The organism is Rhizobium sp. LjRoot30 (genome assembly GCF_964253915.1).
Lineage (GTDB): Bacteria > Pseudomonadota > Alphaproteobacteria > Rhizobiales > Rhizobiaceae > Metarhizobium.
Genome location: NZ_CAXUSG020000009.1, coordinates 1 through 19634 on the forward strand (window position 1 = coordinate 1; position 19634 = coordinate 19634).

A 19634-nucleotide genomic window follows, 5' to 3' on the forward strand; every position below is an offset into this window, starting at 1 on the left:
GTGCCGTCGGCAATGCGGCGCCAAACAGTGGTACGGCTGCCGCCGATGATGGTCTCTACCTCCCGATACGTGAGAAGCTTTTCGGCAAGTCCATGCGTAGTAGCATTGGTGTTCATTTGTTTCACCCTGTCGCTTGTTGTGACAGGGTGATGCTGACTGGCCGTATTTACGCGGTCTATTTCTGCAATTGCGCGGCGACAAAAAAGCGGCGGAAATCCTCCAACTCTTTGTCTCTATTGTCATTTCTTGGACCGCGTCCCCCTCTGTGCGCGGTAATATTTTTCGACGGCGCTAATTCGGCGTAAATAGCGCGGCATAGCTCGCGATTTGGCTCAGGCAAAAAAATCGCTCTAAGTTGACTTTCTGTTTCTGTCTTTGACCAAGGCAGCAAACTGCTGTTTTCGAAATAATCATAAGCAGCATGGAAGGCAGCGCATAAGTCTTCGTAGCTCCCTCCGGCTATCCGTGATGGGGCTACAGTGGCAGGGATGGCACTGGCTTCTGAGGTTACTTCATCTTCCCCTGAACCAATCGTTAGCCGGTCCAACTGGCTTTTGCGCACGTAGACAAACTGGTGATCTGGGCCGTCCAAATATCCTTCAAACGGCGACGTCGGGTTTACCCTACACAGAAAGAAACGAGGTGCTATCCTCTCGCTATTCCAAAACCATGATGGCAGATCAGAAAATTGGCCACCCAAGACCGGCCGAGCGGAAGTCTGCAAAGTTTCGCTCACCGCCGCGTTCTTGATAAAGGCAATCACCGCAGTCATGCGTTTAACGGAGCTGGCTGCTTGGTCTCTCTCTGCGAGATGGGCGTCAATCTCATCGGAAAGTTCGGCCTGTCCGAACGATGAGAAAAATTGTTCGATCGACATTTCCGGACTCATGACTTTGCGGATTTCGTTGAACTGCGCAAAGTGGTCCATATCTCGAAATGTGTTTTCCTTCAGCGCTAGAAGCCCCGAAAGCACATGGTCATTTTTTGGCGGAGGCCTTGTGATGGGTTCAGCATCTGTCCATGCGTTGCCAAACAAATAAGAACCAACCTGCGTGACAGCTCGACCAAGAAAAATGTAGTCGCCGGCATCTTCAGGCCATTGGCGATCCATCCAAAAACTGAGCACCATATTCTTTAGCATCGCTACATCTCGCGATTGGCACCATGTGGCCGTGAGGGAAACCGGTGATGCTGCCGGCTTGTCGGATGGCCGTCCTATCCCTCACGGATCTGCTATTAAGAGGCGTCGGCAGCTACCAATTGAAGGATCTGCGCTCCCTTGCCGGTGACGTGCCGCGCCCAACGCTCAAGAAGCTTTCGGCGCTGATCTAGGAAATCTGTCCGCCGATAAGCTCGCTCGACCGCGCCGCCGACAGTGTGGCCCAGCGTGGTCTCCGCGACGTCGTGCGGCGTGTCAGTGGCCTCGGCTATCCAGTCGCGAAGGCTGGAGCGAAACCCATGCGGCCGATAGTCCAGCTTGGCGCGCTCCATGTGCTTGCTCATGGTCATGTCGGAAATCACGCCTTTTCGGACGCTCGGGAATAGGTATCCATCTCGCGAATGAAGCCGGGCCAAGCGTACGACTTCCAAAGATTCTGGAGAGAGTGGAACGCGAAAGTCTGTTGTCGCGTCTCGCCTTCCTTTCATGGCATCACCCGGAATGATCCAAACGTCGCCACTAATTTGCTCCTCATGCAAGAAACGGAGGGGAGCAGAGCGAACGCCAGTCAGTATCAGCAGCCGCAATGCCAGGTGGGTAACCGATCCATCGTCAAGGCTGGCATAAAAGGCTGGAACTTCCGGCCATGGCATCGCTGGAATGTTTTGAGATTTGTGCCGTTGCTTGCCAAGAAGAGCGCGGGCCTTTTCAGTCGCCTGCAGGTCGACATCTAGACCAAGCGCTGCGGCGTGTCGGAGGCAGATTGCAAGCCGGATAAGAGCCTTTCGCGCCGTTTCCGCTTTTGAATGCCAGATAGGCGACAGCGTGTCTCGTATGTCGTTTTGGTCTATGTCTGCGACGGGTACCTTGCCGAGTTTGGGGAGGATGTGAAGTTCCAAGGGTGAGAACCAGCCTCCAGCTTTGCCGTCGCCTTTCAATTCAGCTTTACGGCTCTCGAAAGCACCTTCGGCAATCTCGCGGAGGAGGTGCAGTTTTTTGGCAGCATCTCTTTTCTGACGTTCACGTTCTTTTATCGGATCGACGTTCGAACGCACCAGCGCTCGCCATTTTTCTGCTGCTTCCCGAGCCTCCTTCAGAGTGACGTCCGAAAACGAGCCTAGACCCATTTCTCTACGACGACCATGCACCGTTACCCGCAGCACCCACTGTCCACCACCGTCTTCCCTTTTGAAGAGCCAAAGGCCGCCGCCATCAGAGTGCTTCCCAGCGCCAGCATTTTTCGCGGCAAGCGCTGACAATTTGTTCAGAGAACGCGCCAAATCGGTCCACCCCTATATCCACCTTAGGACGTGCGCTTAGGTGAAAATCGATGATACATGGTGAAACAGAACGTAACAGGAACCGATCAGCGTTGTCTAGGGCTTGATGCAAGATGAAACAAGTTGAAATATTCTGTAATAACAGTTAGATGCATGTCGGGTGCGCCATTTCAGTACAGAACTGCGAACCGCAAAAGCCGGCGTTTCTCGCTAGAAGCGGCAACAAGCGTGCGTAGCAGTTCCGTTTTCGATCCCGTGATGCGAACCTCGTTATCAGCGACTTCAACGCGCAGCGCGCAGGAAAGCTGCAGCATGTCGATGGTGATCGTCTGATTGCCGGAGCTATCCAGCGTTGCCTGCAACCGCGCGGCCTTGGCCTGGTCGCGAATCGCCTTGAGACTCAGGGGCCGCACACGACGACTCCGTAACCATGCATTCAGAACGTCAGCCCACATGCCTGACGGATAGCGATCTGGACTGGCGAAGGTGGCGACGCCGGATCAAACTCGCCTTTCGGCAGGAGCGGCGGTTGCGCCATGAAGCGCGGACGCTGCCCCCGATGAAGTTGTGCTGCATGAACCAGAAATGGATGGCACAGATAGACCGTACCTGCCATGCCGGTCGCCAGCTCCACCTCGCAATCCTCTGTCGAGGCATAACCGTAGGCCGAGACCTGCCGGAGGGTTGCGCCCGCCTCGCCATAGGGCAGCAGTTCCTGCGCAATGACAGCATGTGAGCCTTTCCGTATCTTCGTTGGCGCATCGTCTGGGCCAACATCCGAAAACAGGAACAGCATCAGCAGCGCGCGTCCGCTACTCTTCACGTTGGCCCGCCACTCCATGAAATCCGGATTGTCTGTGCCGAAGCTCACATCCACATGCCAGCCATCGTCACCGGGGGCTTCCGGTGAAGGGAAGCGGATTGGAAAGGTTCCGAGGCCCTTGGGGGCAAGCCAGCGACCCTCCCCAGCGAACTGATCGTAGGCTTTGTGCAGTTGCGGTGTGTTTGCGGCTTCGACGAAAGGAAATGAGGACTTGAACCCCACCCGAACAACAGGTTGAACCCATTTCTCGGGCTCATCCGGGGACAGGCCTATCTCGGCCCACAATTCGTCCCTGCCTTGTTTTGCAAGGTCGGCACTGAAGGCATTTTCGATTTCGACGAAACCGTCGTCAATGAAGTTCTGGACCTGAGCGGGAGTCAGGCCGACATGCTCGATTCTGGGCATTGCGCATTCTCCGTGCGGCCACCGCATCAAGTGGTGCCGTTTTGACCTGAATGGCGCAAAGCGCCGGAACGACTTTCAGTTTGGCCATTGTCAACTCCTGTAGGGTTCGAGGATCAAATCCTTCGTGACGATGACGCTGGATTGCGCCACGCCGAGCGCATTCGCGGCGGAAGTTGAGATATTCGGCAACGGCAAGCGTCTGGATCAGCGACGTGAGAGGAATGCGTGACCCCAGCGAGGTCCGCACTCCCCATAGATGATCAACCATCGGTGCTGATTGCCGTCGCTTCAGGGTCTTGCTTGGTTTGCGTCGAAGGGGCCCTGGAGCCAAGCCGCAATTTGCATCAGCCGGCCATCGGCGGGTTTAGGCGCGCGAACCCTTCCTGCCGCCGATAGGGCGAATACGGATAAGGCGCAGTGACGGCGCTCGCAGCATCGAGCTTTGCCACCTGTTCCGGCGTCAGGCTCCAGCCGATTGCGCCAAGATTCTGGCGAAGCTGTTCTTCGTTGCGCGCGCCGACGATGACGGAGGAAACCGTCGGACGCTGCAAGAGCCAGTTGAGCGCGATCTGCGGGATGGTCTTGCCGGTCTCCGATGCGACGGCATCGAGCGCGTCGACAACCCGGTAGAGATATTCGTCGTCCACTGGTGGACCGAAGCTTGCCGTTTCGTGCAAGCGGCTGCCTTCGGGTAGCGGTGCGCCGCGCCGAATCTTGCCGGTCAGCCGTCCCCAGCCGAGCGGGCTCCAGACCATCGCGCCAAGTCCCTGATCGGCACCGAGCGGCATGAGATCCCACTCATAGTCACGTCCGACGAGCGAATAATAGACCTGGTTGGCAACATAGCGCGGCCAGCCATATCGATCTGCGGCGGCCAGCGATTTCATCACCTGCCAGCCGGCGAAGTTCGAAACGCCGGTATAGCGAACCTTGCCGGCGCGCACGAGCGTGTCGAGCGTCGACAGCACTTCCTCGACCGGTGTGTACGCGTCGAAGGCATGAAGCTGGAGGATGTCGATGTAATCTGTCTGAAGGCGGCGTAGCGCATCCTCGACGGCCCGGATCAGGCGGAAGCGGGAAGAACCGGCATCGTTGGGCCCGTCGCCCATCGGCAGGCTGGCCTTGGTCGAGATCAGCACCGCATCGCGGCGCCCCTTGATCGCTTCACCCAGCACTTCTTCCGAAGCACCGTCCGAATAGACGTCCGCCGTATCGAACAGGTTGACGCCGGCTTCGAGACAAATGTCGACAAGGCGGCGCGCCTCGATGGCGTCAGAATTGCCCCAGTTGCTGAAGAGCGGGCCGGAGCCACCGAAGGTGCCGGCGCCAAAGCTGAGAACCGGGACCTTGAGGCCGGATTTGCCGAGATAGCGATATTCCATGGATTTATCCTTTCTATGCGGAAGAGAACAGGTCAGCGGCCAAGAAGGGCACCGAGATCAACGGCACCGGCCATCACCTGATTGCCCTTGTTGCCGGGGTGAAGGTGATCAGGCTCGGTGCGCCTAGGGTGACAGCGAGCGCTTAGCCGGAGATCAGGAGCCCGGAGGCGGCGATGGAGGCATTCAGGTCATGAGCGACCTCCAGCAGGAACCATGATGACGAATTCGGTGACGCCGATGCCGAAGGCACCAGCCGTCAGGGCAGAGAGTGCTAAGGGCATGGTCGTTTCCAATCCTGTTTGCTGCCCGGAAGATAAACATTTGCCGAGAGATGAAATAGACGCCTCACAGGCACATTATTTGTGAAATGAAATCATCATGGATCGACCCGAGGTCAACCGATCCGGCGAAATGGAAGTCTTTGTGCGGGTGGTCGAACTGGGCGGTTCTCTCCCGCCGCGCACGCCGCCCGCATGACGCCTTCGGCGGTCAGCAAGCTCTTCGCTAAGCTTGAAGCGAGGCTCGGGGCACGCTTGCTCAACCGCTCGACGCGCCGGTTCTAGCTCACGCCGGAGGGCTGCGTGTTCTACGAACGGGCAACGCGTATCCTTGCCGATCTGGAAGGGCAGCTACCCTCGCGGGTCCGGGCACTGCTCGACTTTCTGGCAGAGCGCGGCAAGGTGACTTGACCGGAGTGGAGGTCCGGATGCCCTCCAAGCCTGCCAAACATCCACACCTCGTACAGATAGCCTGGTCGCGACGAACTCAGATCCGGGCAAGAACCAGCGGGCGATCAACAAAAATGGTCCGTTGATCGCGCTGCTCATGGATTCAGATGCCGGTTTCACGGCACACCACGACGCGCCAGCCATCCGGGTCCTCATAGGTGAAGCTTCGTCCAAGCCAGTACGGATTTTCAGGCTCAACCGGAGCGTGTCCCAGCGCCTGCATATGCCGGTTCAACCGGTCGTATGCAGTTTGATCGGTAATGTAGAGAACAAGCAGATTATCTTGCGACGGCGCGCGACAAGGGCTGCCATCTCGGTGTTCTGTAAATTCCAGATGCACTTCCCTGCCGGGTAAGCCGAGCATGATGCCGCTATATCCGTCGTGCCCCTCAAATCTGTCGAGTTCGGGCAAGCCCAAGCCTCCGTGATAGAACGCGACCACTTCCTGGAATTTGTCCGTTGGCCGGGCGAAGCGTACTTGAACCGGCAATGCACCGTCGGTGAGCGTAAGCGAGCTTTTCGATTGCGTATTCATTCTAGATCTCCTTGCGAAGTGTCAGATTGCCCCGAAGCAGCGGTGAAAGTCTGGGCCGTCCGCCAAACCGACGGGCCCTGCATCACGATCAACCCGAGAAAGATCAGGCCAAGACCGGCCAGGCGGACCGCCGAGACGGGTTGTTGCGGCAGGCCAACAAGCCCCCACTGGTCGATGATGATTGATGCGAGCATCTGCCCGGCGATCGCCGCCGTAACGAAACTGGCGGCACCCAGTTTTGGCGCAAGGATGAGCGCACCGGTGATATAAACAACACCAACGATGCCGCCGATCCATATCCAGCGGGGGGCTTGCGAGAGATTGGAAAACATTGGCGCTTCCACCTTCGCCAATGCCATGACAGGCAGAATGCAAGCGAAGCTGACGCATAGCGAAATGATCGTGCCCCAGAGGGGATGGCCGAGCGTCCGTCCCATGACCGCGTTGGCCCCGGCCTGAAAGGGAACAACCGCACCGGCGACGATAGCGGCGAGGAAGAGAAATAGCGAATTGGTTTGCATGGTAACCTCCATGCTCACTGGATAGAATAGTTGCTTTATTAATTGAAATTCCGATATAGCATCCCGTATATGCACGACATGAATACTCTTCGCGGCGTTGACCTCAATCTTCTGGTGGTCCTTGATGCTCTGCTGGCCGAGCGGCATGTGTCGCGCACGGCTTCCCGCCTCAACATGAGCCAGCCTGCCGTCAGCCATGCTCTGGGGCGTCTCCGGCATCTATTCGATGATCCACTGTTGATCCGCCGCGATGGCCAACTCGTTGCGAGCGCAAGGGCGATTGAGATCATTCCAGCCCTGACCGAAGCTTTGCGACAGGTGCGGGCGGTTCTTGGGCCCGAAGGTTTCGATCCGGCGAAAGAGAGGCGGACATTCCGTCTTGCAATGTCGGACTATGGTTCCGCGGTGATACTTCCCGATCTGATGCGGATGCTACGCGATGTAGCACCGGGAATCGATCTGGTGATGACCCAATCCAGCCGAGAAGCGATGCTTCGACAGGTGCTGGATGGAGATTGCGATCTAGCACTGGGTGTATTTCCCGTGCTTCCCGAAGGGGTCGAAACGGCGCAATTGTTCACAGAGAGCTTTGCTTGCCTTGTGGATCGCGGGAGCCTTGGCGGGCGTGATCGGTTGGATATGGATTCCTACCTTGCCCGGCCGCATGTGCTTGTGGCGATGAAAGACGAACCAAGCGCCGAGATTGACGCGGCGCTCCATGCCATCGGTCGCGCGCGCCGATTGGCCGTCATCTTGCCGCATTGGGGAAACGCACCACGGCTCATCCATGGAACGGACCTCGTTCTGACCGTCGCCCGAAAAGCGCTGGCGCTCTATGAGCACGATCCAGCACTTGCTGTATTCGAGCCGCCTTTCGCGATACCGTCATTTCCCTTCGTTCAAGGCTGGCATGAGCGCCGAAGAGCCGATTCAGCCCATCTGTGGTTGCGCAATGCTATCGCGCGCGTCTCAATGTCTGTGTAGCTGACGGTCGATGCGCGAATGTCAGCGCCCGGTGAAGCGCAGCATGACATGGTCATGCACCTGCGGACCAGATCCGCCATGGGGATGCGCCCGCCTAGCCGTTGCGGTAACCATCAGGCCGCGGATCCTTCACCGGTCGTCGGCGCATGCTGGAATCTCCCGGCGGATCGGAAAACGCAGCGTTGTCGCCCACATCAGCAAGGCGACCGCACTGAAGGTCGCCCCCAAGATCGAAACACCAGGCCAACCGGCTTCGGCGTAAATCATGGTCGCGGCAGTGGCGCCGATTGCGCTGCCGATCGAATAGAAGACCATGTAGCCGCCGACGAGCCGGCTGCGAGCGTCCGGATGGCGCTCGAATATGATGCTTTGATTGGTGACATGGACTGCCTGCACGGCAAGATCGAGCAAGACAACGCCGACAAGCAACGCAGGAACCGACTTCGGCAGAAGCGCGATAAACCCCCATGATGCCAGCAGCAAGGCGAGCGATAGACCGGTTACCCGTTGTCCGAGCCCACGATCTGCGAGCCTACCGGCGCCTGTGGCCGCCATTGCTCCCGCCAGCCCGACCAGACCAAATAATCCGATCTGCGTGTGCGAGTAGTTGAATGGCGGGGCGCTGAGCGGCAAGACCAATGCCGTCCAGAAGGTACTGAACGTCGCAAAGATAAGCAGGGCCAGAAAGCCGCGAACCAGCAACACACGGTCACGCAAGAAGAGGACAGGGATGGAGCGCAGCGTTGCGGCATAACCGTCGCTGCCGCCCGACGGACGCTGGCGCGGCAAAACCCGCATGAGCAATGCGACCATCATCGCAGTCAGGATGGCCGACGTGAGATAGACCACTCTCCAACCGCCCAAATCTGCCAACATTCCGGCAACAAAGCGGGCGGCAAGAATGCCAATGACAACGCCGCTTGTCACCATGCCGACCGCCTTGCCACGTTCAGTCGGCGTCGCCAGCGTTGCTGCGAAGGCGACCAGCACCTGCACCACGACGGCAAGCAGCCCCATCGCCGCCAGGCTGGCAAAGAGGATCGCTTCGGTTCTCGCCATCGCAACGGCAATCAGCGCAACGACCGACAAAACACCTTGGCCGATGATGAGACGGCGGCGGTCGACCAGGTCGCCGAGTGGGACGATAAAGATCAGTCCCAGGGCGTACCCGACCTGGGTCAGCGTCACCACGAGACCAACAGCGGCGGGCGAAATCTTGAAATCCTGCGCGATCGAATCGAGCAACGGTTGCGCGTAGTAGATATTTGCGACGCTGAGGCCCGCGGCCACGGCGAAGATCAGCGTGGTGATCTTCGATAAACCTTGCCCTTTTTCGTTTTGGATCCTGCGTTTGCTTGTGTGCTGCATGGTGGCTCGCTCATAGAAATTATATCTGGTTTCATATTAAGACCAGTTGCGCCAACCAAATTCCAGTTCTATTTTAGAACCAGAATTGATAGGTGGAGATGAAGGGCTATGGTCAAGCGGGTCAGCTTGTGGAACGCGGGGTGCCCGGTGGCGCGGGCGCTGGATGTCATTGGCGACTGGTGGTCGCTTCTGATTATCCGCGACGCCTTCGATGGCGTGCGGCGCTTTAACGAGTTTCAAGTGGGGCTCGGCATTGCCAAGGGAATGCTGGCGACGCGGCTGCGCGACCTGACCGAGCGCGGTATTCTGGGAACCGCACCAGCGTCGGATGGCTCCGCCTACAAGGAGTATGTTTTGACCGAGAAAGGACGGGGTCTGTTTCTGGTCATTGTCGCGTTGCGCCAATGGGGCGAAGATCATCTCTATCGCCCAGACGATGCGAGGTCTTCGTTGCTGGAGGCCGAAACCGATACGCCCGTTGCTCGCCTGGAGCTGCGAGCGCAGGACGGGCGAGTTCTGGATTGGAGCGATACTAAAGTGCGGAAAACCGGCGATATCTGAGAGGTGCCGACCTCCGCGAGCCTGCCGCCTCGCCTACTGCGCTCCGGCTGGAGGACGCCAGGTCTCCCTCGCGTTCCGGGCTGAACTTGTAAAGGGTGTGCCGCCCCAGCGTCTGCGCGAACAGGTCGCGCTGCTCGTCGCGGAGGAAAATGGCTGCGTCTATTGCGTTTCCGCCCATACCTTCCGGGGGCAAAAACTGGGCATCGATGCCGATGAACTCCTTGCCAACCGCCGTGCCGCCTCCGCCGATCCGAAGATGACCGCAGCGCTTGCCTTTGCCCGCAGCCTGCTGACCGAAAAGGGCAAGGTCTCCGATGCGCTTCTAGCCGATACCCGCGCCGCCGGCTGGGATGACCGGGCGCTGGCCGAGATTGCCGCGTGTGGATATCCTTGAGGCAGGTGCCGCATGAGCAGGGTACTTCACCGCACCGGGAGTTTCCGACCAAGAAATTCGAGGACCAGCTGTGCGATTGCCTCCACCTCTTCCTCCAGCGCGAAGTGGCCCGTCTCGAACAGATGCAGTTCGCAATCCTCGACGTCACGCCGATAGGCCTGCGCGCCGGCCTCGGTGAAGAACGGATCGTTCCTGCCCCACACGACAAGCGTTGGCGGCTGATGTCGACGAAGGTATTCCTGCCATACCGGGTATTGTTTGGGGTTGGCCCCGTAGTCATGAAGATAGGCGAGCTGGATTTCGTCATTGCCGGGGCGATCCAGCCCCGCCTGCGCGTGCACCCAGGCGTCCGGACTGACAAGGCTCGGGTCGCGCGCACCGTGCAGGTACTGGAAGCGGGTGGTCTCGAGCGTCAGGAAGGCTCGTAGTGTCGCTTCCGTTCCGGGTGTCCGGCGCTCCCAGGCGGGGCGCGCCGCATCCATGGCTGGCGACAGCCCTTCTTCATAGGCGTTGGCATTCTGCACGAGGAGAGCGCGGATGCGCTCCGGATGCCGTACAGCCAGACGAAAGCCGACCGGCCCGCCGAAATCCTGCATGTAGAGCACGTAGCCGTTGAGCCCGAGAGCTTGCGTAAACCGATCGATAACATCGGCGAGATTGTCGAACGTATAGGCGAAATCCTTCGTCGAAGGCGTGCCGCTCAACCCATAGCCCGGATAGTCGGGTGCAATGACGCGGTAATGCTGCGCCAGACGGGGAATAAGATCACGGAACATATGCGAGGACGTCGGGAAGCCGTGCAGAAGCAGAATGACCGGCGCATCAGTCGCCCCCGCCTCCCGGTAAAAAATCTCCAGCCCGTCGACCGCCACCGTACGGTAGCGCACCTGCGCCGGGAAATCGGCGTCCGCATCCGGGGTGCGCGAAGCGCCGGCTGCCGTCTGGCCGTGGCCCATGTCCTTCTCCAAAAGTAACCGTTAAAACCAATATTTGATAGTTATCTTTTAATCTGATAACTGGTCAAGGGCAATTTTGGAGGTTACTTTGGATGCTCCCGATTTCCGCTTCTTCGGCAACGCCTTGTGGGTCGATTTCCTCAACACCGAACCAGCACTGCCTGACGGTGGTGTAAGCAATCTCATCGACAGGCCCGAGGCGCTTGTGCGCTGGGCACGGGCAGCGGGGGAATTCGGGCTTTTTGATCCGTTCGAGCCGAATGAAAGGAAGATGGAGGAAGCACTTCAGTTCCGCAGCGTGTTGCGTGAGGCCGCGAAAAGCCTGCTTGAAGGCGCTGCGCTATCGAAGGACATCGTGGCTGTCGTGAACGAAAAGCTTGCTTGCAGTCCAGTGACTTCTCTGCTCGTCGAGAAGGAGGTTGGCTGGGATCTGACGCCGCGGTTCATGGCAGACAAGGCGAACGCCCTGCTGGGCGCTATTGCTGCGGATTTCGCACGGACGCTGGTATCGGGGCGGCCCGATAGGCTGCGCCGATGCGAACATCCCGGCTGCGTGATGCTGTTCATCGACACCAGCAAGAACGGCAGGCGCCGCTGGTGCAGCATGGAAACCTGCGGCAACCGGGAGAAAGCCGCCGGCCATCGGGCGCGAGCCAGGCGTATATCCGCTGGAGCCTGAGCGCTCCAAGAGGAGCACGCGCCGCGCTAGGGCGGATCTGCGTGACGAGGCCGGATCAATCACGCTCCCCCGAAAATGGCATGAGCTCTGATCGGAAAGGTTCCCATACCAGCGATCTTCGGCGGTGCGGCGTGGAAGCGAAAGCCGTCGAGCGGCAACGCGCCAAGGTTCGTCATGTGCTCGACGATCGGTATGTCGGCACCAAGCAGGACCGAATGAACCGGCCGCGTTCCGCCGGATGTGTCATCGATATTGAGGGAATCGATCCCGACCAGAAGGGCACCCTGGTCCCGCAGATAAAGAGCCGCCTTCTCCGTCAGAAAAGGGTGACCTTCGAAATAGCTCTCCGTGCCCCAGTGACGATCCCAGCCGGTATGGATCAGAACGGCTTTGCCGCGACATTCGACGGGCACGAAATGATGCCAGTCGATCCCGCGCTCTGCCGCTCCGGCAACCCTGACGACGACACCGGGGACATCCGACACCCGGTCGAGCCCCAGCCCGGCGAGATCGTGCCCCTCCGCGTAACGGTGAAAGGGGACGTCGATATAGGTGCCGGTATTGCCGACCATATCAATGCGACCGATCTGGAACTCCGTCCCAGCGGAATAGATCTCCCGAGACTTGAGGCGCGAAATATGATCGCAGATGAGCGGCGCCGGCAGGCCCTTGTAGGTGATCATGCCGCTTTCGATAACATGACTGAGATCGACGAAGATTTGTGTCGGCCCGTTCTGCGTGATCATCGCCTCCGTGCTTGCCGAACGCTTGTGCTTTTCTACGATGATCTGCTTGTTGAGGATACGCACCTCCCCGACCATCAGCAGACGCATATCGCGGATGATGTAGGCGGCAAGTTCATCATCGCCGATGTCGTCGCTCTCGATATCAAGGCGGAAATCCTGACCCTGAATACCGCCGCCATTGGAAAACTCGACCTCGAAGTCGAAACAAACTCTCTTATCCGTCATAGATCATCCATCCTTTCGATCCAGAACACGACGCGCCCTGAGAGCACGAACCTTTGCGCGGTTGCCGCATCCGCTTGCCGATGAGCACCATTGCCTCTTGCCTGGCCGCGAGGTGTCCTCGAACACCATTGCGCATCCGGGGCACTGGCGAATGCGGGTCCGGCGCGGTGAGCCGATCAGGTTGAGGGCATCTTCCGCCAGGACCGAAAGAGCGGCTTCCACGGGATTGGCCCCGACAAGAAGAAGGCCGCCATCTTGAAGCTGTGGCCGCAGGGGCATCTGCGCGGCCGCAGCGTTCAGCCGATCAATATCCCCCTCGGCCATGGGCCGATCCTCGATGACACACAGGCAGCATCGGAAAATTGCCTCTCGGAGCGACCGAACAGCCTCCAGATGTGTGTCCGTCAGCATAAGCTGCGTCCCGTCCGACAGCCTCGCCTGCGTGAGCCATTCACTGAAGGCTATTGTGCTTACGAGGCGCTCGCGTCCGTCCCCGCCGCGACTGCCGAACGTGTCAACAAAGTTGAGCGCCGGGCCGCCTGCGATGAATTCAAATTTATGGTCATCAATCATGTAACCTGTTTAACAGGTGTCAAATGGCCGTCAAGACCCCGGCTGGGCAGACTGCGCTATCCGATGGCCATCGGTGGAAGCGCCTGATCGTCCGCAAGCTCCCCATGGCTTCCCGACAGCCCTTTCCGGACGGGACAAATGGAGTCATTCCGCCACGTTTTTCGGGAGCAGAAGCCAGGCAACGATGCCAGCGATCAGCGTGAGCAGACCGCCTGCGCCGACTGCGACATGCAGACCGGCAACGAACGCTTCCTTGGCCTGCGCAGCAGCTTCCGGCGTGATGCCCACATGATCGAGCGTTTCGTTGAGTGTTCCGCCAATGCCCGGACCGAGCAAGCGGAAGCAAAGCGCAGCCAGCGAGCCGAGCAAGGTGATGCCAAGCGCATTGCCAAGCTCGTTGCTGGTTTCCGCAATCGAGCCCGCCGCACCGGCTCTTTCGAGTGGAACCGCCGATACCGCGACTTCAGCGACCAAGCTGAACGACAGCCCGTACCCGACGCCTGCGACAATCGTCGACGCGACGAAAACGATAGTGCCGGCTTCAGTACTGGTAAACAGAAGCAGGAATACGCCAGCGCTGATCAGCAGATGCGTTGCGACGAGAGCTGCCTTCCGCCCGATCCACTCCACGATCCGCGCGGTGCCGACACATGTTGCAGTCAGGACGATGGCTCCAGGCAACGTCAACAGCGCCGTGCTGAACACGTCGAAGCCGAGCACCGATTGCAGATAAATTCCGGACAGGAAACCGGCCGCGGACCAGACGACGAGGGACAAAAGCCCTGTCACGATCGCAATGGAGAAGGTGTGGTCCCCAAACAGGCTGAGATCGAGCAGCGGATAGTCGATGCGCGCTTGTCGAAACAGGAACAGCCCCAGCGCGAGGATGCCGACGGCGCCGCCAGCTGATTGCGCGGCCGTAAAACCCTCGACGGCGGCAGTCTTCAGCGACCAGGTGAACAGCAAGATGCCGACGAGCGACAGGATAAGGCTCGGCAGATCGATCCGACCATGGGCGGTTGAGCGTACTTCACGCAACAGGATAGGCGCGGCGACAAGGAAGGCGAACACGACCGGAACATTGATGAGAAAGACGACGCCCCATTCGAATTGACGAAGCAGCATGCCGCCGATCAAGGGGCCAACGGCGAAACCCACCGCAAACGTTGCCGCGAAGATGCCGATCGCTCGCGCCCGTTGGCGTGCATCAGGAAACAGGGCGCTGACAATGGCCAGAGCAGACGGCAGAAGCGTCGCACCGCCCAGCCCCATGAGCGCCCGCGCGGCGATCAGCATTAGCGGCGATTGGGCATAGGCCGCGCCAAGCGATCCGGCACCGAAAACGACTGCACCACCCATGATGAGCTTAAGCCGCCCGTAGCGGTCGCCGATATTGCCGAAGGCGATCAGCAGTGAACCGACCACGAAACCGTAGATATCGAGTATCCAGAGAGCCTGATCGGCCGTCGGGGTGAGGGCCGACGTCACATGCGGCATGGCGAGGTAGAGAATGGAACCATCCATAGCCACGAGCAGGACGAGCGGCAGCACAGCCATGAGCCCGAGCCACGCTTTTCGGTCAAAGGATGTTGGGAAGGTCACTTCGGTCATCGCGCAAAAGTCCTCTTCGGGCGGCGCCTAGGCACGCCGCCTCGTTCGCCGGAACGAGGCCCGGCGGTTGGTTGTGTTTGTAGGATTACATCTATATACTTTTAGTAAGTTACTTTTGGTATATAGGAATGTCAACCATGCCCGAGAGCACATCAACCGCAGGAAAACGCGTTCGCTTGAGCCGCGAGCAGCGCCAGCGCCAACTCCTCGATGTGGCCTGGAGGCTTGCTCGCGAGGAAGGCACCGATGCCTTGACGTTGCCGCGCATGGCCGAAGAGGCTGGCGTGACCAAGCCTCTGATTTACGACCATTTCAGCACACGCAATGGCCTACTCACCGCCCTGTACCAGGATTTCGATGCGCGGCAGACGGCAGTGATAGATGCCGCGATTGAAGCACGCGAACCGACCTTGGAGGGAACCGCGAGGGTCATCGCCACGTCCTATATCGAATGCGTGTTGAGCCAGGGGCGCGAGATCCCCGGAATACTCGCCGGACTTGCCGGCTCGCCGGAACTGGAGGCCGTGAAGCGCGACTATCAACTGGTGTTCATTGAAAAATGCCGGAATGCTCTGGCTTCGTTCACTAGGCCGAAGGGAATCCTGCAACCCAGCTTCTGGGCGATGCTCGGTGCCGCCGATGCACTGGCGCATGCTGCGGCGACGGGGGAAATCACAGTTGAGCAGGCGCAGAGCGAGCTCTACGAGATCATCGTAGCTATGGTCGGTCGACGACCATCTGCTTAACCTCGACACCTTCGATTGCATCGTTCTCAGTTCGCGCTGTCTTGCCTTGGGCTGAGCGCTGTTCGATTGAACACCGCTACCGGCAGATCTTCAGGAAATTTTTTGCCCTGCTATGTCGATGGACGGTGTGCCTGATAAGCACTCGGTAGACCATCATGGCGTTAGTGGGAGCCGTCATCGTCGCAGAATGGTTCTGCGAACATCTCGATGAGATGATCGGCAACCAGTCGTACCCTCGGAATCCGGGCGATATCAGGCCGCATAATCAACCAGAGTTCGCGCGACGGGGGAGCCTCCCCTATGTCAAGAGGCACCAGGTCAGGCTTGGTGCGCGCCAGCCAATCGGGAAGCAACGCGACGCCATATCCGCTGGCGGCAATGGCGGCGTGCGCCATAGGGCTATTGCTGCGCATGCCGAAGCGTCGCCCTGAAAACTTGCGCTTGAGCCAGGCTGCTTCGGGCACGGCGTCACTCTCGGCATCGAAGCCGATGAACACTGGTGTTTCACCGGCCGTGACGCGGGCCGCATATGAGGCCGAAGCGTAGAACCCGTAGGCGAGTGTTGCGACACGACGAGTGAGCAAGTCTCCTTTTGCCGGCTGCCCCAGGCGCAGGGCAAGGTCGGCTTCGCGCCGGGCAAGGCTCAGATTTCTGGAATCAGCAAGAAGCTCGATTTCGAGTTGGGGGTGCTCGTCCAGCAGGCGTCCCAGGCGCTCCGAAATGAAGCCGTCGGCCAGGCTTCGAACAACAGTTATGCGAACGAGCCCCGCGGTTGCCATACCCGCCTCAAGACGACGGAATGCGGCGGATGCCGCCTCCTCCATGACGATCGTTTCTGCGAGAACGGCCCGACCGGCCTCGTTCAGTACAAAGCCCTCCTGCCGCCGCTCGAACAAGGGCTGCGCGAATACGCCTTCCAGACTTGCCAGGCGGCGCGAAACAGTTGCGTGGTTGACGCGGAGCGCCCTGGCCGTCGCGCTCAATGTTCCGTGACGCACGAGCGCCACAAAATATCGAACGTCTTCCCAGTCGAGCGCTTCTGTGCGTTTTTTATCAGGCATTGATAGATATTACTGAATTATCGCACAAAAGGAAACGGGCTACGACTGCGGGTATTCTAAGCCTGTGGAGACCCTGATGACGCCTTTCCCCAAAACCCTGCTCCAGATAGCCGGAGCCCCTCTCACTCCGAGCCCTCTTGATCGTTCGGCTCTCATTCTGATCGACCACCAGCTTGAATATGTCACCGGTGCCCTTCCCCTGAGCGGGATCGAAGCCGCCATCGCCGAGGCTGCAAAGCTGCTCAACCTGGCCCGCAGTCACCATGTTCCGGTCTTTCATATCGTGCATCACGGGCGGCCCGGGGCTGCAGCGTTCGACCCCCAGGGGGCATATGCGGCAATCATGCCCGAATTGCTGCCGGCCGACGGCGAGGAGGTCGTGATCAAGTCGCTTCCCAACTCCTTTGCAGGCACCGACTTGCACCGACTGGTTCAGGAGACTGGTCGCAAGGAACTGATCATCGCGGGTTTCGCCACGCATATGTGCGTCAGTGCGACGACGCGTGCCGCCCTCGATCTCGGCTATCGCAGCACAGTCGTCGCCGAGGCGACAGCGTCGCGGAGTCTGCCATCGTGCGATGGATCCAACGTAATCCCGGCCGAGACCGTCCATCAGACCGCCCTCGCGGAACTCGCCGACCGCTTCGCCGTTGTCGTGCCGGACACCGCCGCTTTGTCGAGCAGTGTCGCGTGAAGGAAATCGACGCTGGCAGCGTTCAACCTGTTTCTGCGCTGCCAGCGAACCAATTACACATCGCCGCGCATACAAGCGAAAAATCGATACTCATTTTTCCTGGAACTCTATGATCGGTCGCGTCGCAGGATCGCCCTGAGGTGATTTGCAGTGAATTCCACGAAGGCTTGGATTCGCGGCGTGCGCCGGAGATCGGGGTGGATGAGGAGCCAAACCTCCGACTCGAGTTCGCTGACTGGTGCGCCCACCTCCGCCAGCGCGAATTGTCGTCCCAGATAATCCGGGAGCAGCGCTTTGCCGAGACCGGCGGCGGCGGCCTGGCCAGCCGCCCACATGCTGTTGACCCGCAGTACAGTCTCAGCTGCGGAAACGCGGCCAGACAGCCACCGTGAAGATGGAATCGCCGCCAGGCTATCGTCGAGAACGATCCACGGTAGATCGTCATCGTCACCGCCAACGGCATAAACTCCGTAGCCAAACGATCCGGCTCGCTGACCGATAAGTGTTTCCGGCGGCGATCTCGTCGGCCGAATAGCGACCTCCGCTTCATAGCGCGCCATGTCAGCGAACCCGTTCGACACGACCAGCTCGAATGAAATGCCGGGGTGTCGTGCACGGAAAGATGAAAACAGAGGGGCTATGATGGCAACCAGCGAGTCCACTGTCGTGATGGTAATCCGCCCCTCGAGCCGCCGCTTCCCTCCCGATAATTGCCGCCTCGCTTCCGCCAGTGTTGTCTCAATGGCAGCCGCGGCGCGGACAAAATCATCGCCGAGCGGCGTTGGATGATAGCGACCACCAAGCCGCTGAAACAGCGGAGCGCTCGCTTCGCGTTCGAGATCCTTCAGGCGGCGATAGACTGTCGCCAAATGAATATTGAGGGCGGCCGCAGCGAGATCAGGCTTGCCCACGCGCGCCAGCGTGCCGATCAGGAGAATGTCGTCTGTCGTCAGCATTTTCGCACCGATGCGAATTGTTTTCGCTAAACATGCAGAAGAATTCGCGATGACGCAAATCTATATCTTGATCAGATCGCTCATTGGAGACCGAAATGATCAAACTTCTTCATATCAAGGCATCGCCTCGCGATAGCCTTTCACATTCGAGCAAGGCTGCTGGCGGCTTTGTCGCTGCGCTGCGCGACAAAGCCTCTGACGTGAGGGTTACCGAACTCGATGTCTGGAATGCAGATTTGCCGCATTTCGATGGCCCGCTGCTTGCCGCCAAATATGCCCGGCTGGCCGGACGGGCATTCACCGAGGCCGAGGCGTCGGCGTGGAACCAGATCGGGGAACTCGTGCGCAACCTCGATGCTGCCGACGCGATACTGATCTCCAGTCCGATGTGGAACTTGTCGATCCCCTATCGGCTCAAACACTACATCGATCTGGTGACGCAGCCCGGCTTGAGCTTCAGCTTCAACCCCGCGACCGGCTACACGCCCCTGCTTCGGGTGCGCCCCGTCGTCGCCATTCTCGCCAGCTCCGGTGATTTCTCGAAGGGTCCGTCGTGGGGGAGACCGGATCTGGCAACCCCCTATCTGGCGGAAGCGCTGAAGTTCATCGGCCTCACTGGGGCAGAGATCGTTCATGTCGGGCCGACCGTCGGGCCCCCCCTTGCTGTGGAAGCGGCGGCTCAGCGCGCAACCGAGGCTCTCGCGAATATCGCCGATCGTTTCGCGGGGATCGCCGCATGAGTTCCGCAACGGGGTGGACCCTTCTCGTCCTTTCAGGGTTGCTCGACGTATTTTGGGCTCTGGCCACGAAGAAGTCGAATGGTATGACCCATTGGGGATGGGGCGCGGTCTCGCTTGTGCTGCTGGCCGCATTCGTGATTGCTCTCAGCAAGGCTTTGTCGGTTCTCCCCCTCGGAATGGCTTACGCCGTCTGGACGGGGATCGGGGCGGTCGGCTCCGTTCTTGTCGGGGTACTCGTATTCGGCGAACCGCTTGGAGCTCAGCGCATTGCCTATGTCACGATTATCGTTGTCGCAATTGTCGGACTGCATCTCGGGACGGGGGAGGGCACAAGCGGCTAGATGCCGGATCGGACTCGAAGCCTGCCGCGATCGTCGCTCGCCAGAAGGCGTTTGATCGAGGCCGGCCAGCATCCGTGCGATGAAATCACGGAATGAGCCGGGTTTCTATCTGCATCTTACCGATACGATGCGATGCGTGTTGTCTGCAATAAAGGCATGTTCTCCC

Annotated in this window: 22 protein-coding genes and 2 pseudogenes; 9 read left to right on the forward strand and 15 right to left on the reverse strand. The window is 59.4% G+C overall.

Features of this window, described 5'->3' with window-relative positions:
• Positions 1 to 175 precede the first annotated feature (175 nt).
• From ACSQ3I_RS18010 to ACSQ3I_RS18035, 6 genes and pseudogenes are all read right to left on the reverse strand, one after another.
• Complete coding sequence (locus ACSQ3I_RS18010) at positions 176 to 1141, reverse strand: hypothetical protein (RefSeq protein WP_436001209.1); 966 nt, start codon at positions 1139 to 1141, stop codon at positions 176 to 178.
• 95 nt (positions 1142 to 1236) lie between these two features.
• Complete coding sequence (locus ACSQ3I_RS18015; protein ID WP_436001211.1) at positions 1237 to 2439, reverse strand: tyrosine-type recombinase/integrase; 1203 nt, start codon at positions 2437 to 2439, stop codon at positions 1237 to 1239.
• A 170-nt stretch (positions 2440 to 2609) separates the two neighbouring features.
• A complete protein-coding gene (locus tag ACSQ3I_RS18020) occupies positions 2610 to 2852 on the reverse strand; it encodes a hypothetical protein (protein ID WP_436001213.1) in 243 nt (80 codons plus the stop codon).
• A gap of 23 nt (positions 2853 to 2875) precedes the next feature.
• A complete protein-coding gene (locus ACSQ3I_RS18025) occupies positions 2876 to 3667 on the reverse strand; it encodes a phytanoyl-CoA dioxygenase (RefSeq protein ID WP_436001215.1) in 792 nt (263 codons plus the stop codon).
• A gap of 344 nt (positions 3668 to 4011) precedes the next feature.
• Complete coding sequence (locus tag ACSQ3I_RS18030; RefSeq protein WP_436001217.1) at positions 4012 to 5049, reverse strand: aldo/keto reductase; 1038 nt, start codon at positions 5047 to 5049, stop codon at positions 4012 to 4014.
• Positions 5050 to 5194: 145 nt separating this feature from the next.
• A pseudogene (locus tag ACSQ3I_RS18035) lies at positions 5195 to 5330 on the reverse strand (MFS transporter); the annotation flags it as partial.
• Between the two features lie 97 nt (positions 5331 to 5427).
• On the opposite strand from ACSQ3I_RS18035, the pseudogene ACSQ3I_RS18040 reads away from it, so the two are divergent.
• A pseudogene (locus ACSQ3I_RS18040) lies at positions 5428 to 5609 on the forward strand (helix-turn-helix domain-containing protein); the annotation flags it as partial.
• Positions 5610 to 5880: 271 nt separating this feature from the next.
• On the opposite strand, the gene ACSQ3I_RS18045 reads toward ACSQ3I_RS18040, so the two are convergent.
• Both ACSQ3I_RS18045 and ACSQ3I_RS18050 read right to left on the reverse strand, forming a co-directional pair.
• The gene (locus ACSQ3I_RS18045; protein WP_436001219.1) at positions 5881 to 6312 is read right to left on the reverse strand and encodes a VOC family protein; all 432 of its coding nucleotides are present in this window, start codon (positions 6310 to 6312) and stop codon (positions 5881 to 5883) included.
• Positions 6309 to 6833: a DMT family transporter gene (locus ACSQ3I_RS18050; RefSeq protein WP_436001221.1), complete on the reverse strand. Its 525-nt coding sequence runs from the start codon at positions 6831 to 6833 to the stop codon at positions 6309 to 6311. Before ACSQ3I_RS18050 ends, ACSQ3I_RS18045 begins: the two co-directional genes overlap by 4 nt.
• A 69-nt stretch (positions 6834 to 6902) precedes the next feature.
• On the opposite strand from ACSQ3I_RS18050, the gene ACSQ3I_RS18055 reads away from it, so the two are divergent.
• On the forward strand, positions 6903 to 7817 hold the full coding sequence (locus tag ACSQ3I_RS18055; protein WP_436001223.1) for a LysR substrate-binding domain-containing protein: 915 nt from the start codon (positions 6903 to 6905) through the stop codon (positions 7815 to 7817).
• Positions 7818 to 7946: 129 nt separating this feature from the next.
• Here the strand turns inward: ACSQ3I_RS18055 and ACSQ3I_RS18060 are convergent, their stop codons facing one another.
• Positions 7947 to 9185 (reverse strand): MFS transporter, encoded by a 1239-nt coding sequence (locus ACSQ3I_RS18060; RefSeq protein ID WP_436001225.1) that lies wholly within the window; start codon positions 9183 to 9185, stop codon positions 7947 to 7949.
• 108 nt (positions 9186 to 9293) lie between these two features.
• Here ACSQ3I_RS18060 and ACSQ3I_RS18065 point away from each other — a divergent pair, with 108 nt between their 5' ends.
• Together ACSQ3I_RS18065 and ACSQ3I_RS18070 are read left to right on the forward strand one after the other, a co-directional pair.
• On the forward strand, positions 9294 to 9746 hold the full coding sequence (locus ACSQ3I_RS18065) for a winged helix-turn-helix transcriptional regulator (RefSeq protein ID WP_436001227.1): 453 nt from the start codon (positions 9294 to 9296) through the stop codon (positions 9744 to 9746).
• Positions 9664 to 10140, forward strand: coding sequence for a carboxymuconolactone decarboxylase family protein (locus ACSQ3I_RS18070; RefSeq protein WP_436001229.1), 477 nt, complete (start codon positions 9664 to 9666; stop codon positions 10138 to 10140). Before ACSQ3I_RS18065 ends, ACSQ3I_RS18070 begins: the two co-directional genes overlap by 83 nt.
• A gap of 26 nt (positions 10141 to 10166) precedes the next feature.
• Here ACSQ3I_RS18070 and ACSQ3I_RS18075 read toward each other — a convergent pair whose 3' ends face one another.
• On the reverse strand, positions 10167 to 11096 hold the full coding sequence (locus tag ACSQ3I_RS18075) for an alpha/beta fold hydrolase (protein ID WP_436001231.1): 930 nt from the start codon (positions 11094 to 11096) through the stop codon (positions 10167 to 10169).
• Positions 11097 to 11184: 88 nt separating this feature from the next.
• On the opposite strand from ACSQ3I_RS18075, the gene ACSQ3I_RS18080 reads away from it, so the two are divergent.
• Complete coding sequence (locus ACSQ3I_RS18080) at positions 11185 to 11775, forward strand: CGNR zinc finger domain-containing protein (protein ID WP_436001233.1); 591 nt, start codon at positions 11185 to 11187, stop codon at positions 11773 to 11775.
• Between the two features lie 59 nt (positions 11776 to 11834).
• On the opposite strand, the gene ACSQ3I_RS18085 is transcribed toward ACSQ3I_RS18080, so the two are convergent.
• From ACSQ3I_RS18085 to ACSQ3I_RS18095, 3 genes are all read right to left on the reverse strand, one after another.
• Entirely contained in the window at positions 11835 to 12746 is a 912-nt protein-coding gene (locus tag ACSQ3I_RS18085) for a cyclase family protein (RefSeq protein WP_436001235.1), read from the reverse strand.
• 3 nt (positions 12747 to 12749) lie between these two features.
• Positions 12750 to 13319, reverse strand: coding sequence for a CGNR zinc finger domain-containing protein (locus ACSQ3I_RS18090; protein WP_436001237.1), 570 nt, complete (start codon positions 13317 to 13319; stop codon positions 12750 to 12752).
• Positions 13320 to 13463: 144 nt separating this feature from the next.
• On the reverse strand, positions 13464 to 14930 hold the full coding sequence (locus tag ACSQ3I_RS18095; protein WP_436001239.1) for an MFS transporter: 1467 nt from the start codon (positions 14928 to 14930) through the stop codon (positions 13464 to 13466).
• A 128-nt stretch (positions 14931 to 15058) separates the two neighbouring features.
• Between ACSQ3I_RS18095 and ACSQ3I_RS18100 the strand changes: the two genes are divergently transcribed.
• Positions 15059 to 15676: a TetR/AcrR family transcriptional regulator gene (locus ACSQ3I_RS18100; protein ID WP_436001241.1), complete on the forward strand. Its 618-nt coding sequence runs from the start codon at positions 15059 to 15061 to the stop codon at positions 15674 to 15676.
• 161 nt (positions 15677 to 15837) lie between these two features.
• Here the strand turns inward: ACSQ3I_RS18100 and ACSQ3I_RS18105 are convergent, their stop codons facing one another.
• Positions 15838 to 16737 (reverse strand): LysR family transcriptional regulator, encoded by a 900-nt coding sequence (locus ACSQ3I_RS18105; RefSeq protein ID WP_436001243.1) that lies wholly within the window; start codon positions 16735 to 16737, stop codon positions 15838 to 15840.
• A 76-nt stretch (positions 16738 to 16813) separates the two neighbouring features.
• Between ACSQ3I_RS18105 and ACSQ3I_RS18110 the strand changes: the two genes are divergently transcribed.
• Positions 16814 to 17431 (forward strand): cysteine hydrolase family protein, encoded by a 618-nt coding sequence (locus tag ACSQ3I_RS18110; RefSeq protein ID WP_436001245.1) that lies wholly within the window; start codon positions 16814 to 16816, stop codon positions 17429 to 17431.
• Between the two features lie 107 nt (positions 17432 to 17538).
• Here ACSQ3I_RS18110 and ACSQ3I_RS18115 read toward each other — a convergent pair whose 3' ends face one another.
• Positions 17539 to 18387 carry a LysR family transcriptional regulator gene (locus tag ACSQ3I_RS18115; protein ID WP_436001247.1) on the reverse strand — a complete coding sequence of 283 codons (849 nt, stop codon included), beginning with the start codon at positions 18385 to 18387 and terminating at the stop codon, positions 17539 to 17541.
• 95 nt (positions 18388 to 18482) lie between these two features.
• On the opposite strand from ACSQ3I_RS18115, the gene ACSQ3I_RS18120 reads away from it, so the two are divergent.
• On the forward strand, positions 18483 to 19127 hold the full coding sequence (locus ACSQ3I_RS18120; RefSeq protein WP_436001249.1) for an FMN-dependent NADH-azoreductase: 645 nt from the start codon (positions 18483 to 18485) through the stop codon (positions 19125 to 19127).
• Complete coding sequence (locus ACSQ3I_RS18125; RefSeq protein WP_436001251.1) at positions 19124 to 19468, forward strand: DMT family transporter; 345 nt, start codon at positions 19124 to 19126, stop codon at positions 19466 to 19468. Before ACSQ3I_RS18120 ends, ACSQ3I_RS18125 begins: the two co-directional genes overlap by 4 nt.
• Positions 19469 to 19634 lie beyond the last annotated feature (166 nt).